The sequence below is a fragment of the Candidatus Palauibacter australiensis genome, assembly GCA_026705295.1.
Taxonomy (GTDB): Bacteria; Gemmatimonadota; Gemmatimonadetes; order Palauibacterales; family Palauibacteraceae; genus Palauibacter; species Palauibacter australiensis.
This window is the reverse complement of record JAPPBA010000050.1, coordinates 12,496-28,180: the sequence shown is the minus strand read 5'-3', so window position 1 is coordinate 28,180 and position 15,685 is coordinate 12,496. Positions and strand designations below refer to the sequence as shown.

The 15,685-nt window shown below is 70.8% G+C and carries 14 protein-coding genes; all 14 read left to right on the top strand.

Annotated features, from left to right (window positions below; genetic code table 11):
* On the top strand, nucleotides 1-185 hold a 185-nt coding region (locus tag OXN85_03800), incomplete at its 5' end, for a division/cell wall cluster transcriptional repressor MraZ (GenBank protein ID MCY3599086.1).
* 49 nt (nucleotides 186-234) lie between these two features.
* Complete coding sequence (gene rsmH / locus OXN85_03795) at nucleotides 235-1,197, top strand: 16S rRNA (cytosine(1402)-N(4))-methyltransferase RsmH (protein ID MCY3599085.1); 963 nt, start codon at nucleotides 235-237, stop codon at nucleotides 1,195-1,197.
* Nucleotides 1,194-1,565, top strand: a complete 372-nt coding sequence (locus OXN85_03790) for a hypothetical protein (protein ID MCY3599084.1) — start codon at nucleotides 1,194-1,196, stop codon at nucleotides 1,563-1,565. Before rsmH ends, OXN85_03790 begins: the two co-directional genes overlap by 4 nt.
* Nucleotides 1,562-3,586, top strand: coding sequence for a penicillin-binding protein (locus tag OXN85_03785; GenBank protein ID MCY3599083.1), 2,025 nt, complete (start codon nucleotides 1,562-1,564; stop codon nucleotides 3,584-3,586). Before OXN85_03790 ends, OXN85_03785 begins: the two co-directional genes overlap by 4 nt.
* Nucleotides 3,587-3,670: 84 nt before the next feature.
* Complete coding sequence (locus OXN85_03780; GenBank protein ID MCY3599082.1) at nucleotides 3,671-5,167, top strand: UDP-N-acetylmuramoyl-L-alanyl-D-glutamate--2,6-diaminopimelate ligase; 1,497 nt, start codon at nucleotides 3,671-3,673, stop codon at nucleotides 5,165-5,167.
* Nucleotides 5,164-6,561 (top strand): UDP-N-acetylmuramoyl-tripeptide--D-alanyl-D-alanine ligase, encoded by a 1,398-nt coding sequence (locus OXN85_03775; GenBank protein ID MCY3599081.1) that lies wholly within the window; start codon nucleotides 5,164-5,166, stop codon nucleotides 6,559-6,561. Before OXN85_03780 ends, OXN85_03775 begins: the two co-directional genes overlap by 4 nt.
* Nucleotides 6,561-7,667: a phospho-N-acetylmuramoyl-pentapeptide-transferase gene (mraY, locus tag OXN85_03770; GenBank protein MCY3599080.1), complete on the top strand. Its 1,107-nt coding sequence runs from the start codon at nucleotides 6,561-6,563 to the stop codon at nucleotides 7,665-7,667. The genes OXN85_03775 and mraY overlap by 1 nt, the downstream gene beginning before the upstream one ends.
* On the top strand, nucleotides 7,667-9,076 hold the full coding sequence (murD, locus tag OXN85_03765; GenBank protein ID MCY3599079.1) for a UDP-N-acetylmuramoyl-L-alanine--D-glutamate ligase: 1,410 nt from the start codon (nucleotides 7,667-7,669) through the stop codon (nucleotides 9,074-9,076). The genes mraY and murD overlap by 1 nt, the downstream gene beginning before the upstream one ends.
* Complete coding sequence (locus tag OXN85_03760; GenBank protein MCY3599078.1) at nucleotides 9,073-10,227, top strand: putative peptidoglycan glycosyltransferase FtsW; 1,155 nt, start codon at nucleotides 9,073-9,075, stop codon at nucleotides 10,225-10,227. The genes murD and OXN85_03760 overlap by 4 nt, the downstream gene beginning before the upstream one ends.
* A gap of 3 nt (nucleotides 10,228-10,230) precedes the next feature.
* Nucleotides 10,231-11,397, top strand: a complete 1,167-nt coding sequence (locus tag OXN85_03755) for a UDP-N-acetylglucosamine--N-acetylmuramyl-(pentapeptide) pyrophosphoryl-undecaprenol N-acetylglucosamine transferase (GenBank protein MCY3599077.1) — start codon at nucleotides 10,231-10,233, stop codon at nucleotides 11,395-11,397.
* Nucleotides 11,394-12,812 (top strand): UDP-N-acetylmuramate--L-alanine ligase, encoded by a 1,419-nt coding sequence (gene murC, locus OXN85_03750; GenBank protein MCY3599076.1) that lies wholly within the window; start codon nucleotides 11,394-11,396, stop codon nucleotides 12,810-12,812. Before OXN85_03755 ends, murC begins: the two co-directional genes overlap by 4 nt.
* Nucleotides 12,796-13,689: an FAD-binding protein gene (locus OXN85_03745; GenBank protein MCY3599075.1), complete on the top strand. Its 894-nt coding sequence runs from the start codon at nucleotides 12,796-12,798 to the stop codon at nucleotides 13,687-13,689. The genes murC and OXN85_03745 overlap by 17 nt, the downstream gene beginning before the upstream one ends.
* Nucleotides 13,686-14,450, top strand: a complete 765-nt coding sequence (locus OXN85_03740) for an FtsQ-type POTRA domain-containing protein (protein ID MCY3599074.1) — start codon at nucleotides 13,686-13,688, stop codon at nucleotides 14,448-14,450. The genes OXN85_03745 and OXN85_03740 overlap by 4 nt, the downstream gene beginning before the upstream one ends.
* Nucleotides 14,447-15,673: a cell division protein FtsA gene (gene ftsA / locus OXN85_03735; protein MCY3599073.1), complete on the top strand. Its 1,227-nt coding sequence runs from the start codon at nucleotides 14,447-14,449 to the stop codon at nucleotides 15,671-15,673. The genes OXN85_03740 and ftsA overlap by 4 nt, the downstream gene beginning before the upstream one ends.
* Nucleotides 15,674-15,685: the final 12 nt, after the last annotated feature.

Here is a 15,685-nt window from a genome sequence, read left to right as displayed (position 1 = left end):
CGCCGGACGCCCAGGGAAGGATCCTGATACCGGAGAGGATGAGAAAGGCGGTCGCGCTCGGAAGTGAGGCGCTGGTCGTGGGTGCGATCAACCACGTCCAGATCTGGAAGCCGGAGACGTTCGAGAGCGTGACGAGTGCGACGGACGAGGACTTCGATCGATTGATAGAGACGGTGTTCGCCTGACGGGTTTTCCGATCGCGGCACGGTGGGGGGAGTCGAGGAAGCCGACGGAGTGACAGAGGAGACGTTTCAGCACACGCCGGTCATGCCGGATGAGGTGCTGCGGTGGCTTCGCCCGGAGTGCGGAGGCGTCTTCCTGGATGCGACGGTCGGCGGTGCGGGGCATGCGATCCGGCTGCTGGAGACCGGATCGGCCGTGCGCGTGATCGGGATCGACCAGGATGCGGAGGCGATCGAGGCCGCGAGGCGGCGGCTCGCCTCGGCGGGCGAAAGGGTGAAGCTGATACAGGCGAACTTCAGGGACGTGGCTCGTCCGGAGTTCGCCGCCGAGATGGACGGTCTGGCGGGAGCCCTGATGGATCTGGGTATCTCGTCGCACCAGGTCGACATACAGAAGCGCGGTTTTTCGTTCCGCCCGGGCACGCCGTTGAGCATGCGGATGGACGAAGAGGCGCGCGAGACAAGGTCCGCAGCCGAACTGTTGAATCGGGCGGACGAACGCGAGTTGGGCCGGGTCTTCCGTGATGGGGAAGAGCGTAGGTGGCGGACGCTCTCACGTGAGGTGGTGCGGCGGAGGAAGATCCGGCCCTTCAGCACGAGCGACGACCTCGTGGCCGCGCTGTCGGCGGTGCTGGGTCGTCCCGCGCAGGAGAAGCAGAAAGCCAGGCTGTTCCAGGCTCTGCGAATCGCGGTCAACGACGAGTTGGCCGCGCTGAGCGAGGGGCTCGAGGGGATCCGCGGCCGGCTCGCTCCGGGCGGGCGGCTGGCGGTGCTCTCGTACCACTCGCTCGAGGACCGGTTGGTGAAGGACGCGTTCCGAAGCTGGTCCGCCGACTGCCGCTGTCCTCCGGGTCTGCCGGAGTGCCGCTGCCGGGGACGGCCGCTGGGGCGGACGCTGACGCGCCGGCCCTTGCGTCCCTCGGCCGAGGAGGTGGCCCGGAATCCGCGGGCGCGCAGCGCGCGACTCCGCGTGTGGGAGAAGCGCGGGACGGACGAGCGGACGAGCAGCGCATGAACCAGTGGAGCGGGAGCGTACGGAGGGTCCGCCGCAGAACGCTGCTACGGTGGATGACGGCCGCGGCGGCGGTTCTCGCGCTGGCGGCTTCGTTGGTGAGCGTGGTCCGTCGGGGCGAGGAAGGTCGGAGACTGATGGCCGAGCTTCGCGGACTCGAAGCGGAGGACCGGATCGTCACGGATCGGATCGATGCGGCACGGACGCGAGTCGATTCGCTCGCGGCGGCGGCGCGGATCGAACGCGAGGCGGAGGCGCTCGGGCTGCAGCGGGCCGGCGAAGAGCAACTGCTGCAGGTCGACGCCGGATACTCGCCGGATGAAGAGGAGTTGGACGTCTCCGGCAGGGCCGGCAGGGGAGGGGACAGGTGACGCGTTTCGGCATTCACAGCACGACGCACCTCGAGGGCTTTGCGGGCGATGCGGAGGAGGCGGCGCTGGCACGCACGCAGCGCATCCGGCATCGTGCGCTGGGTGTCGCGTTCACCGTCGTAGCGTTGGCGTATGCCGTGCGCCTGGGCGATCTCCAGATCCTCGAGAGCGAGGCGCATCGCGCGAGGCAGGTCGCGCAAAGCGCGGAGTGGGAGTTGTTGCCCGCGGTCCGCGGGCGGATTCTGGATCGCCGCGGCCGCGTCCTCGCGGCTCCGGACACGCGATACGAGGTGTTCCTCGCCGTGGACGAACTGCGCGTGGACCGGGCCGAGGCCGTCGAGGCCGTCGGCTCGGTCGTGCCCGTCGCGCCGGAGCGCCGGAGCGCCGTCGCAGAGGCCGCCGGCGGTTGGTCTCTCGTCGCGCGCGATGTGAGCGACGAAGAGCGGGTGCGGCTGCAACGGACGATCGGACGGGGGATCTACTTCGAGAGCCGATCGGCGAGAGAATACCCCCGCAGCATGGGCCGCCGTCTCATCGGCGCCGTGGGGACCGATGGCCGGGGCGGGACGGGTCTCGAAGCCGACCTCGACGGTTGGCTGGTCGGCGAGCCCGGCCGTGCGGAGGTTCGGCTCGACGGCCACCGCAACGCGTACCGCCCACCTGGTGGACAGGTCGTCGAGGCGGTGCCCGGACACGATGTCGTGCTCACGCTCGACGCCGAACTTCAGCGGATCGCCGAGAACGAACTCGCCCGCGCGATCGCGAAGACGGGGGCGAGAGGGGGCGACATCGTCCTCCTCGACCCACGCACCGGTGAGATTCTCGCGCTGGCGAGCGAACGCACCGACGCGGCGGTCGACCGGATTTCGGGCCTCACCGATCCGTACGAGCCCGGCTCCACGCTGAAGCCGTTCCTTCTCGCATCCCTGCTCAGCGAGGGTGTGGTCGATTTGGACGAGATCGTGGATGTGGAGGACGGCAGGCTGCGGATGGGCTCGAGGGTGATCTCGGACGTCCACGGTTACGACACGCTCAGCGTGCGCGGGATCATCTCCAAGTCGAGCAACGTAGGGGCCGCGAAGCTGTCCGCCCGCTTGACGCCTGCGGTCCAGCACCGCTACCTGCGGGACTTCGGTTTCGGCATGCGGACGCAGCTGGGGCACCTTTCCGAGTCGCCGGGGCGCCTCAGCCGGCCGGAGTCATGGACCTCGCTGAGCCCCGCCTCGCACGCGATCGGGTACGAGATCTCCGCCACGTCCCTGCAACTCGCCATCGCCTACGGCGCGATCGCGAACGGCGGCGTGTTGATGCGCCCGCGCCTCGTGAGAGAGATACGAGACCCGCTCGGGCGCCTCGTGCAGCGCTTCGACCCGCGTCCCGTGCGGCGCGTCATATCCGAGGAGGTCGCGGCGGCGGTTCGCGGGGTGCTGGAGGAAGTCGTCCGGGAGGGTACCGGAACGCTCGCGGGCATGGCGCGGTTCGCGGTGGCCGGAAAGACGGGAACGGCCCGGCTCGCCGTGAACGGCCGCTACGCGCCCGGGCGCTACCGCGCTTCCTTCGTCGGTTTCGCGCCGGCGGATGATCCGCGCATCGTCATCCTCACCCGACTCGAAGACCCGAAGGGAGGGGTCTACTACGGGGGCGCGATCGCGGCGCCTACAAGCCAGGCGACGCTCAGGGCGGCGCTCGCGGCGGATGGCGTGCAGGTGGATCCACGGCTGGTCGTCTCCAACGCCCGTCCCCGGCCGTGGTCCGGCGGACCGGCGGCCGGCGCGCCGGAAGGTGCCGTCATCTTCGCCTCCAGCGGCACGGGCGCGCCCGGCGCGGCCAACGAGACCGACACGAGCGGGCGAGGCGTCGTCGTGCTGCCGGACCTGGCGGGACTGTCCGCCCGGGCGGCCGTCGCGCGCCTGCACGCGCTCGGCCTCCGCGTGGAATGGCACGGACATGGGAGCGTCGCGGCACAGAACCCCGCGCCCGGGAGCGAGTTGTCCCGGGGTGCGACCGTCGTGCTGAGATAGCTCGCGCGCTGGATTCCGAGATAGAGGAGTGAACCAGGGCGGGTCTCGGGAATACAAGGTTGGAGGGAGGTTAACCACCGGACTTTGCCGCAGCACACAACGACGAATCGACAGGTCGAGCGCAGGCTCGACGAAGCGGGCCTCGAGCCGCGGTGGAGAGGCGTTCCTCCCGCGGAGTTCTCCGCGTTGCGTTCGGACTCCCGCCAGGTCGGCGCTGGCGACCTCTTCTGTGCGATTCCGGGGACGCGCGTCGACGGCCACGCCTTTGTCAAAGCCGCGCAGCGGGCGGGGGCCGGCGCCGCCGTGGTCGAGTGCGTCGTCGATGTCGACCTGCCGCAATTGGCCGTCCGCGATGCTCGGGCGGCCGTATCCCATCTCGCCGCGCTCTTCGCCGGCCACCCCGGTGAAGCGCTCCGCCTCATCGGCATCACGGGAACGAACGGGAAGTCGACCACCGCGTGGCTCACGCGCTGGATCCTGGACGATGTGGGACCCGCCGCGGCATTGGGTACCCTGGGCACCGTATCCATCGACGGAGAGATCGGGGCCCCGGGGCTGACGACCCCCGATCCGATCGATCTGGCCCTAGAACTCGCCGCCCTGCGGGCGAGCGGGGCCGAGGCGGCGGTGCTCGAGGTTTCGTCGCACGCGCTCGACCAGCGCCGCGCCGATGGCTTCTCGTTCGATGCCGTGGGGTTCACGAGTTTCAGCCGCGAACACCTCGAATATCATCCGGATCTCGCGACGTATCGGGAGGCCAAGCTGCGCCTGCTCGACCTGCTCGCGCCGGGTGGCGTCTGCGCGGTGAACGACGACGAACCGGCCTGGAGGGAGATCGCGCCGCCGAACGCCACGACGCTCCGCTACGGTTTCGAGCCGACGGCCGACCTGTGGCCGGATCGGCTCGCCCTCCACGCGGAGGGGGCGCGCTTCACGCTGCGCGCGCCGGGCGAGGCCGCCGCCGTGTCGCTTCCGCTCCCCGCCGACTTCAACGTGCGGAACGCCCTCGCGGCCGCCGCCATCGCCTGGGGCCTGGGCATGCCGCTCGAGCGGATTGCCGCGCGACTCTCAGCGGCGCCTTCCGTGCCCGGTCGCATGGAGGTGCTCTCGCGAGAGCCGGTTCTCGTGATCCGCGACTTCGCGCACAACCCGGATTCGTGCGAGCGGGCGCTGTCCTCGTTGCGGGCGATCGTGCCGGGCCGGGTCATCGCCCTCCTCGGCTGCGGTGGCGACCGCGACCCCGGCAAGCGGCCGCAGATGGGGAGCATCCTGGCCCGCCTGGCGGATGTCGCCATCGTCACGAGCGACAACCCCCGGTCGGAAGATCCATCGGAGATCTGCCGTCAGATGGTCGTCGGGCTCCCGCCGGACAGCTACGAGATCGTCGTCGATCGACGGGCGGCGATCGCGCGGGGACTCGCTCAGGCGGGGCCGGCCGACGCGGTCGCGCTCCTCGGCAAGGGCCACGAGACGTACCAGGTCATCGGGGGAGAGCGACTGCCCTTCGACGAGCGCCGGATCGTGGAGGATCTCCTCCCGGTGCTTCCCGGCGCGTCCGGGCTCCGCGGAGGGACGGCGTGACGGCGGCCACGCAGGCCTCGGCGTTGCGCTCGGACTGGATTCGTTCCGCGCTCGGCCTCGACGTCGGCGGCGCCGCGGCCCACGGCGGCATCGGCGAGCGGGTTTATTCCGGAGTGTCGTGTGATTCGAGGACGCTGAAGCCGGGCGAGCTGTTCGTCGCGCTCGCGGGGGCGCGGCACGATGCCGCCGACTTCCTCCCCCAGGCGGCCGCCCGGGGCGCGCCGGGCGCGATCGTTCGCGCCGGACGGGAGGATCCGGCGCTGGGGATGGAGTACTTCGCCGTTGCCGATCCTCTGAGAGGGCTCGGCGATCTCGCGGCCCGGGCGCGGCGCGAATCCGGCGCCACGGTCGTGGCGATCACGGGCAGTTCGGGCAAGACGACCGTAAAGGAGATGATCGCCTGCGCCCTCTCCGAGTCCCGCCGCGTGTACCGCACGGAAGGGAACTACAACAGCCAGGTTGGGCTCCCGCTCACGATCCTGCGCGCTCCTCCCGACGCGGACGCCTGGGTCCTGGAGGTTGGCGCGAGCGAGCCCGGGGAGATCGCCCGGCTGGCGGAGATCGCCCGACCGGATCACGTCGTCATCACGACCGTCGGCTCCGCGCACCTCGAGTGTTTCGGCGACGTGGATGGCGTGCTGCGGGAAAAGATGGAGCTGGCGCTCGGCGCTTCGGGCCGCGGCGCGCTCATCGTGGGAGAGGAACCCGCCATCCTCGCGGAGGCCGCCCGGGCCTACCGGCCCGACGCGATCGTGGCTGGCTTCGGACCGGGGGCCGATTTCGCACCCGAGGCGTACACGGTCGGCGCGGACCGGATCAAGTTCCGCTGCGGCGAAACGCGCGTCGCGCTGGGCGTGGGCGGCGAGCATCACCTGCGGGACGCGCTGATCGCGGCGGCGCTGGCGGAATCGATGGAGGTGCCGTCCGACGCGGCCGCCCGGGGGCTGTCGCGCTACGAGCCGCTCGGCCTACGGGGCGCTCTGCGCCGGATCGGGCGCCTGACGGTGCTGGCCGACTGCTATAACGCCAACCCGGATTCGTTCCGCGCGGCGATCGCCCAGACCCGCGATCTGCTCCCCGGCCGCCGCCGTGCCGTGTTTGCGGGCTCGATGCTCGAACTCGGCTCGCAGGAGGCGAAGGCGCACCGCGAGATCGGCGACGAGATGCGGGCCGCGGGGTTCGACATCATCGCGGCCACGGGCCTCTTCTGCGACGCGCCATTCGACGGCATGCACGGTCATTCCCTGATCCGGGCGGAGGATCCCGAAGCGGCCGTGCGCCCGTTCGCGGACGCCCTGGAAGGAGATGAGGTCGTGCTCGTGAAAGGTTCGCGCGGCGTCCGGCTCGAGCGGGTCATCGACGAACTGGAAACCCGTTTTGGAGGGGGCGCCTGATGCTCTACCGCTTCCTCTTCCCGCTCGCGGACCAGCATATCCTGTTCAACGTGTTCCAGTACATCTCGTTCCGCGCGGCCGGCGCCATGGTGACGGCCCTCCTCACCGCGTTCATCATCGGGCCGGGAGTGATCCGCAGACTCAGGAAGCAAGGCATCGGCCAGGTCGTGAGGGACGACGGGCCGGCCGCGCACCTCGCGAAGGCGGGCACCCCGACCATGGGCGGCATCATCATCCTCGCTGCCTGCCTCCTGCCCACCCTTCTCTGGGCACGCCTGGACAACACCTACGTGTGGGTCGCCCTCGTCGTCACCGCCTGTATGGGCGCGATCGGCTTCATGGACGACTACCTGAAGATCGTGCGCCGCCATTCGCGCGGCCTGATCGCGCGGTACAAGCTCATCTGGCAGTTCGTGCTCGGCCTGGCGCTCGGCGGGTTCCTCCTCTGGCAGCCACTTTCCTCCTACGGGGCTACGCAGACGATGCTCCCGTTCTTCAAGGATCTGACCATCGTCATCGAGGTGGCGATCTTCCCGCTGTTCGTCGCCATCGTCGTGGCCGGAAGCGCGAACACCGTCAACCTCACGGATGGTCTCGACGGGCTGGCCACGGGACTCGCCGCGATCGCCGCCCTCACGTTCGGCGCCTTCGCCTACGCGATCGGCCGGGTGGACACGTCGGCCTATCTCGGCGTCCTGTATCTGAACGGGGCCGGGGAACTGTCGGTGTTCTGCGCCGCGCTGGCGGGGGCGGCGATCGGCTTCCTCTGGTTCAACGCCCATCCGGCGCAGGTTTTCATGGGGGACACCGGGTCCCTGGCGCTCGGAGGCGCGATCGGCGCCGTCGCCGTGCTCCTGAAGTCGGAGTTCCTCCTCGTCATCGTCGGGGGCGTGTTCGTCCTCGAAGGGTTGTCCGTGATCCTTCAGACCGGATGGTTCAAGTTCAGCCGCCGGCGGTGGGGCGAGGGCCGCCGCCTCCTCCGCATGGCCCCGCTCCATCACCACTTCGAGAAACTCGGCTGGCCAGAGACGCGGGTCGTCACGCGTTTCTACATCGTCGGCGTCATCTGCGCGCTCGTCGGCCTGGCGACGCTCAAGATCCGCTGATGGCCGCCGACCGTCGTCCTCCGCTCTTCGGGCCCGGCGAGCCCGTGGCCGTCCTCGGACTCGGGGTGTCGGGGACGGCCGCCGCGCGGCTCCTGCACGCGCTCGGAGCGGACGTGTACGCGAGCGACGCGTTCGAAGGTCCCCGGCAGCGCGAGGCCGTGGCGGCCCTTGCCGCCGAGGGCATCGATGCGGAGGTGGGACGGCACGACGTGGAGCGCATCCTGAACGCGGACCTCGTGGTGACGAGCCCCGGGATATCGCCGACCGCGGAGATCCGGCGGACCGTGGCCGAAGCCGGCGTGCCCACCGTGGCCGAAATCGAGGTCGCCTACCGGCACCTCCGCTCGCGGGTCATCGGCATCACCGGCACGAACGGCAAGACGACGACGACGGCGCTCTGCGGGCACCTGCTGCAGCAGGCGGGCGTCGACGCGCTCACCGCGGGGAACATCGGCCGCCCGCTCTCCGAGATTCCGCTGATGGAACGGCAGCCGGACTGGCTCGTGGTCGAACTGAGTTCCTTTCAGCTCGCCGATCTCCAGGCGTTCCGGCCCGAGGTCGGCGTGCTCGTGAACCTCGCCGCGGACCACCTCGACTGGTATCCGAGTCTCGAGCGCTACTACGAGGACAAGGCGCGGCTGTTCGCGAACGCCGATGAGGACAGCCGCTGGGTCCTGAACGGAGATGACGACGCCGTGCTCGCCATGGCGGAACCGGCTGCGGGGCGCCGCTACCTCGCTTCGATCGGGCCGCAAGACGAACCGGGGGCATGGCTGGACGAAGCCGGGAGCATGGTCCAGCGTCTCGATGCCGGGGGGGCGCCTCAGCCGTGGATCGAGGCCGCCGACCTCCAACTGGTCGGCGTCCACAATGTCATGAACGCGCTCCTGGCGGGGCTCGGGGCGGCGCTCGCCGGATGCGAGGCCGCGGCGATCGGAGCCGGGCTCGCTTCCTTCCAGGGGCTCTCCCATCGCCTCCAGAGGGTGGGCGAGTTCGAGGGCGTCCTGTGGATCAACGATTCCAAGGGAACGAACGTCTCCGCGACCCGCGTCGCGCTCAACGCGTTCGACCGGCCCCTCGTGGCGCTTCTCGGAGGCCGGCACAAGGGTGAGTCCTACCAGTCGCTCGCACCCGCGCTGAGCGAGAACGCGCGGGCGTTGATCGCGTTCGGAGAAGCGGCGCCGCAGATCGTCCGGGAACTGGGCGATGTGGCGCCGGTCGAGGTCGCCCGCGGATTTCCGCAACTCGTGCGCCTCGCTCGCGAGGCCGCCCATCCCGGCGACGTCGTCCTCTTCTCCCCGGCCTGCTCCAGCTACGACATGTTCCCGGACTACCGGATACGGGGCCGGACCTTCGAGCGGTGCGTCCACGACTCCTACGACGGCGCGGCTTCGGAGGGGGCGACGTGACGGACTACGCCATCTCCCGGGAACTCCCGCGCGTTCAGGAGTTCGCCGGTGCGCCGGCGTGGGTGCGGAATGCACTCATCGGGATCACGCTGGTCCTCGTCGTGTTCGGGCTCCTCTCCGTCTATTCCGCGAGTTCCTTCGCGGCGCAGCAGAGCGGACTGCCGGGGAACCACGTGCTCATGAGCCAACTGGCTCGCGCCGCCGTCGGTCTCGTGGCGCTGATCGTGGCCGCCTTCATCGACTATCGCGTGTACCGGCGGTTCGCGTGGCCGATCCTCGGGGCGGTCGCGGTCCTCCTGGCCCTCATGATCCTTCCGTTCACGACGGACATCGCGCCCGTCCGCAACGGGTCCCGCCGCTGGCTGATGCTCGGGCCCGCGGCCTTCCAGCCCTCCGAGCTGGCCAAGGTGGCGGTCGTTTTCTGGACGGCCGCGCTCGCCGTTCGCAAGCAGCGGAACCTCGGCAGCTTCCTGAGCGGGGTGCTCCCGTTCCTCCTCGTCCTCGGCCCGCTGCTCGTCCTCATCGCCGCGGAGCCGCACCTCTCGGCGACGCTGATCACGGCCGCGCTGGCGGCGACCGTGCTCTTCGCCGCGGGGATGCGCATCCGGCATTTCCTCCTCCTCACGCTGCCCATCGGCGCCGGGGTGTGGTGGCTCGTGCGCTCGAACAGCTACCAGCTCACGCGGATCCTGGCGTTTCTCAATCCCGAAGCGGACACCTCCGGGGCCGGCTACCAGTTGCAGCAGGCGCAGATCGCGATCGGTTCGGGCGGGATCCTGGGCGCGGGCTACGGGGAGAGCACGCAGAAGCTCCACTACCTGCCCGAAGCGCAGAACGATTTCATCTATCCGATCATTGCGGAGGAGTGGGGGTTCGTCGGCGCGGTGACGATGCTCATCCTCTTCCTCGTGTGGACGCACCTCGGACTTCGGATCGCGAAGTCCGCCCCGGACCTGTTCGGGCGCCTGATCGCGATCGGCCTCACGGCGATCGTCGCCATCGGGGCGTTCGGACACATCGGCATCACGATGGGGCTGCTGCCCACGACGGGAGTGAGCCTGCCCTTCATCAGTTCGGGCGGCACGGGGCTCGTCATGGCGCTCGGCGTCACGGGCATCCTTCTCAACGTGGCTTCGCGGCGGAGATGCTGACGCATGGCGGCGCCTCGTATCCTGCTCGCGGGAGGCGGCACGGGCGGCCACCTGTATCCCGCCCTGAACCTGGCCGCGGCCTTCGGTCGGCTGGCCCCGGAAGTCGAATGCGTGTTTCTGGGCGGACGGCGGGGGCTGGAGGCTCGCGTGCTGCCCGACGCCGGGTACGAGTTCCGTCTCCTGCCGCTGCAGCCGCTGTACCGCCAGCGGCCATGGCGAAACTGGCGGCTGCTCGCGTCGGCTCCGACCGTCATCGCCGGCGTGCGGCGCGCGTTCCGGGATTTTGATCCTCGGCTCGTCGTGGGGACGGGGGGATACGTGGCGGGGCCCGCGCTCGCGGGAGCCCGGCTGCACGGGGTTCCCGCGGCGATTCAGGAACAGAACGCGGCTCCCGGGCTCGTGACCCGCCTGTTCGCGCCGGGCGTCGATCAGATCCACCTCGGATACCCGGAGGCCGAGGCCCGGCTCCGGATCGGGGACCGTACGCGCCTGAGCGCGCTGGGAAACCCCGTCGCACCCGGGACGAACGGCGCGGCGGGCTCCGGCGCTCCGGCCGGCTCGGCTCCGGCCGCCCCGGCTCCGGCGCGCTTCGATTGGCCGCGGGGCCGGAACCTCCTCGTTTTCGGAGGGAGCCAGGGCGCGCTCGGCCTCAACCGCGCCTTCCTGCGAGACCTGGAATGGGCCGCGCGGGATGCCGCGGCATGGCCGGCCGGCGTCTCGGTCGTGTGGATCGCCGGACCGGCGCACGCGGCCGAACTCTCCGCGCGCACTTCGGAGCTGCCGTTCGCGGACCGCGTCCGCGTCGTGTCCTACATTGACGACCTGGGACGGCAGTTGGATGGGGCGACGGTTGCGCTGTGCCGGTCGGGCGCGATGTCGCTGGCGGAGTTGTGCGCCGCGGGCCGGCCGGCCGTGCTCGTGCCGCTTCCGACCTCCGCCGGCGGGCACCAACTGACGAACGCGCGGGCGCTGGCGGAGGCGGGGGCCGCGGAAGTCCGCGAGGAGGGGGGACTCGAGGCCGGCGAGCTGTGGTCGCTCTGCCGCGACATCCTCACCGATGACGGGCGCCTGGCCCGGATGTCGGAGGCCGCCGCGCGCCGTGGCCGGCCGGATGCGGCGCTCGAGATCGCCCACGAGATGCTCACGCTTCTGGACCGGTGCGCCGCATGACCGGGGCGGCAGGGGGCGCGCCCCGTCCGGCGGGAACCGCGGATCTCCCGGCGCCCGGGGCCCAGATCCATCTGATGGGGATCGGCGGCGCCGGCATGCGCGGACTCGCCCTTCTCCTCGACCGCGCCGGCTACGTCGTGAGCGGGTGCGACCGCGCCCCGGCGGACGCCCTCGGCGACCTTGCCGCGAACGAGATCCGGGTCGAGCACGAGCACGCCCCCTCCCACACGTCCGGGATCGATCTGCTGGTGCGAAGCTCGGCCGTGCCGGCCGACGAACCGGAGGTCGTCCGCGCGGAAGTCGCCGGCATACCGGTGATGCGCAGGGCCCGGGCGCTCGGCGCCCTCCTCAACGGGCAGCCGCTCGTCGGAATCGCCGGAACGCACGGGAAGACGACCATCACCGCGATGTCCGGGCACGCCGCGGCCGCGGCGGGGCTCGATCCCCTCGTCCTCGTCGGCGGGCGGGTGGACGCGTGGAACGGGTTTACACGGATGGGCGATGGCCCCGCCATCGTGGAAGCCGATGAATTCGACCGTTCCTTCCTCGAACTTCAGCCCACGCTCGCCGTGATCAGCTCGCTCGAACCCGAACATCTCGACACCTATGGCAGCTGGGAGCGCCTTCGCGCTGCGTTCGCCGAATTCGCGACGCGGACCCGCCACGCCGGAGGCCTCATCTACTGCCACGACGATGAGGGTGCCCGCGAACTCGCGGAGGCGTGCGGATTCTCCGGCACGGGGAACGGCTTCGGGTACGGCTTCGGGTACGGGGCCCGGTGCAGGCTCGAAGAGGCGGGGCGGCGCACACTGCGCCTCTCCTGGCCCGACGGAACGATCGACCTCACGCTCCGCGTGCCGGGACGCCACAACCAGCTCAACGCCGCGGCGGCCTTCCTCGCCACCCTGCGGCTCGGCGGCAATCCGCGGGCGGCGGCGCGCGGACTCAGCGAGTTTCGCGGCGTGGCCCGCCGGCTCGAGATGATCGCGGCGTGGCCCGATCTGACGGTCTTCGACGACTACGCGCACCATCCGACCGAGGTCGCGGCGTCGCTCGCCGCCGTGCGGGAAGCGTATCCCGACGCCCGCCTGACGGTCGTCTTTCAGCCGCATCTGTTCACCCGGACGCGCGACTTTGCGGGCGCGTTCACCCGCGCCCTGGCGACCGCGGACGAAGCGCGCGTGCTGCCCATCTATCCCGCGCGCGAAGCGCCGCTCCCGGGCGTGACCTCGGAGTTGATCACCGGCCGGGTCGGCTCGACCGCGGCGGCGATCGACCGGGAGGACGCACTGGATCTCGTTCCGCCGGACGTCGGGGCCGGAGAAGCGGTACTCGTCTTCATGGGCGCCGGGGATGTCACCGACCTCGCGCATGCGGCGGTCCAGCGGCGGGCGGGCGATGCGGTGGGAGCGTGATGTCCCGCTCGCGCCGCTGGTCCGCTACCGGATCGGCGGGCCGGCCGCGCGGCTCGCGCGACCGCGGTCGATCGCGGAGCTGGAGGCCGCGCTGCGCGAGACGCCGGGCCGGGGCTGCCGCGTGCTGGGAACCGGTGCGAACCTCCTCATCGGGGACGGCGGGGTGTCGGAGCCCGTCCTCATCCTCGAGGGGGACTTCCTCGCCGTCCGGGTCGGAGCGACCTCGATCGAAGCCGGGGCCGGCGCCCGTCTGCCCGCTCTTGCCCAGGCCGCGCGCCGCCAAGGACGGCACGGGTTTCATTTCCTGGAGGCGGTTCCCGGCACCCTCGGCGGAGGCCTGCGGATGAACGCCGGCTCGAGGGACGAGGGGCTCTGGGATCGCGTTGAGTGGGCGGAGGCCGTGACACCGGGGGGCGAACTTGTGCGGGTGCGGCCCGAGCAGGCGCGGCCCGCCTACCGCCACGTGAGCGTGCCGCCCGACTGGGTATTTGTGCGCGCGCGTCTCGACGCGACGCCGGCCGAAGCGGACGCCGTCCGCGAAGCGCACCTGAGTTTCCGCGAGCGAAAGGTGCGGGATCAGGTGTACGATCTGCCCTCGATCGGATCGACATGGAAGAACCCGGACCCGCCGCATCCGCCGGCCTGGAAGGTCGTCGACCGGGTGGACATGAGAGGGGCTCGGATCGGAGGCGCCCAGATCCACGAGCGGCACGCGAATTTCATCGTCAACCTCGGCGGTGCCTGCGCCGCCGACGTGATGGGACTCATGGCGGAGACTCGCCGCCGCGCCCTCGAGCGTCTCCGCGTCGCGCTGGCGCCGGAGATCCACCTGTGGGGGTTCGACTCCGCCCAACTCGCCCATGTGGGGGCCGCATGATCGAGCGCAGGCCCTTACGCCCGTGGCGCATCACCCGGCGCGGACGCCGCCGGCTCCTCCTGGCCCTGATGGTTGCCTCGATCGGTCTGTCCGTCCCCATCTGGGTGCCGCGCCTCCTCACGACGCTGCCCGCATTTCAGATTTCGGAGCTCGGCGTGGTCGGGACCGACCACATTGCGCCCGACGAGATCCGGGCGCTCGCCCTGATCCCCGACGCATCCGTGTGGGACGACCCCGCGACATGGGAGGAGCGTGTCCGCGCCCATCCCCTGGTTCGCGAGGCCACAGCCCGCCGACAGAGCTTCCGTACCCTGGAAATCGCCATCGTGGAGCGGCGTTCGGTCGCGCTCGTCGCGACGCCCGAACTGCGTCCCGTGAGCGGAGATGGCTACGTGCTACCCCTCGAACCCTCCGCCGCGCCGCTCGACCTGCCGATCATCCAGGGTCCGGTCGAGACGGACGGCGGTTTCGTGGCGGACCCGGGAACGCGGGAACTCATCTTCACCCTGTCGCGCATGGATCGCACACGCAGCGACTTCATGTCCCTCGTCTCCGAGGTCGGGCCCGCGGCGGAGGGGGGATACCGGTTCCTGCTCCTGCCCGGCGCCGGCGCGGATGTCGTTTTTCTGCCGCGAGATGAGCCCCTGCGCGCCCTCGACCGGGTATCGATCGCGCTCGGGCAGATCGAGGATCGCCGCGTCGCACGTGCGGACGCGCGTTTCAGAGGCCAAGTTGTAGTGACGCGCGTGGAGGAGCGATGATTCAGGGGGCGGGCATTGTCGGGGTGGATGTGGGATCGACCAAAACCTGTGCGGTCGTCGCCGCCGTGCATCCCGGCCGCAACCCCACCGACCCGCTCGAGATCCTCGGCCTTGGCGTTACGCGTTCCGAGGGCATGAACGGCCCGGGCATCGGGAACATCGAGGCGGCGACCCAGGCCGTTCGCACCGCTGTCAGACAGGCGGAGGCCACGGCCGGCCGTGAGGTCGAGGCCGCCTACCTGAGCGTGCCGAGCGGAAGTGTCCGGACGTCCCGATCGAAGGGCGTACTTCAGGTCTCCGGCGCGGAGATCACGCCCGCCGACGTCAAGCGCGTGCAGGAGGTGGGTCGGGCCGTCCCGATCCCGCCTGGCCACGAACTGATACACGCCCTGTCCCAGCGGTACGCCGTCGACCATCGTGACGGGATCCGCGATCCCGAGGGCATGGCCGGAGTCCGTCTCGAGGCGGACCTCTGCATCGTGACGGCGGAAGTGGCGATCTGCCACGACCTCGCGAAGGTGGTCGACCGCGCGGGATACCGGCCGGACGAGCTGGTCATGGCGCCGCTGGCCACGGCGCTCGCCGTGCTCGAGGATGCCGAGCGCGAGGCCGGTGTGGCCCTGGTCGAGATCGGCGGCGCGACGACCGACGTACTCGTGTACGGAGGGCACCGCATCCTCCACGCGGCGACGCTGCCGTGGGGCGGATCGATCGTTACGCGGGATATCGCGCGCGGCCTCGGCGTTCACGAAGACGAGGCCGCGCAACTCAAGGAGCGACACGGTGGAGCGCTGCGCGATCGGGCCGATTCGCAGGAACTGCTCGACGTCTCCGGGGCTCGCCACGGGCGCGCCCGACGTGTGTCACGAGAGCTGCTGCTGCACATTATCGAGCAGCGGCTGGACGAGATTCTTGGACTGGTGTACGAGGAACTGGAGACGAGCGGAACGCTGGGCGGACTCGAGGCGGGGATCGTGCTGAGCGGGGGCGGGGTTTCGCTCGCGCACACGGAAGATCTGGCACGCTCGGTCTTCAATCTGCCGGTCCGCACCGGCATTCCTTCGCTCGGCCTCACGGGCATGGCGGAGGGTCTCGCGCGTCCGTCCTACAGCACGGCCACGGGGCTGGTGCTCTACGGAGCGTCGCGGGCATCGGCCGGAGGGTTGGTGGGAGCGACCCGCGCCTTCACGAAGGTCGGCGGGTGGCTACGGGAGTTTTTCTGATGGGAGGGAGGG

Excerpts from the sequence above, each read along its gene's own strand:
- murD (MCY3599079.1), top strand. The coding sequence starts at position 7,667 with ATGGCCGCCGACCGTCGTCCTCCGCTCTTCGGGCCCGGCGAGCCCGTG.
- ftsA (MCY3599073.1), top strand. The coding sequence starts at position 14,447 with ATGATTCAGGGGGCGGGCATTGTCGGGGTGGATGTGGGATCGACCAAA.
- mraY (MCY3599080.1), top strand. The coding sequence starts at position 6,561 with ATGCTCTACCGCTTCCTCTTCCCGCTCGCGGACCAGCATATCCTGTTC.
- OXN85_03755 (MCY3599077.1), top strand. The coding sequence starts at position 10,231 with ATGGCGGCGCCTCGTATCCTGCTCGCGGGAGGCGGCACGGGCGGCCAC.
- murC (MCY3599076.1), top strand. The coding sequence starts at position 11,394 with ATGACCGGGGCGGCAGGGGGCGCGCCCCGTCCGGCGGGAACCGCGGAT.
- OXN85_03745 (MCY3599075.1), top strand. The coding sequence starts at position 12,796 with ATGCGGTGGGAGCGTGATGTCCCGCTCGCGCCGCTGGTCCGCTACCGG.
- OXN85_03790 (MCY3599084.1), top strand. The coding sequence starts at position 1,194 with ATGAACCAGTGGAGCGGGAGCGTACGGAGGGTCCGCCGCAGAACGCTG.
- OXN85_03740 (MCY3599074.1), top strand. The coding sequence starts at position 13,686 with ATGATCGAGCGCAGGCCCTTACGCCCGTGGCGCATCACCCGGCGCGGA.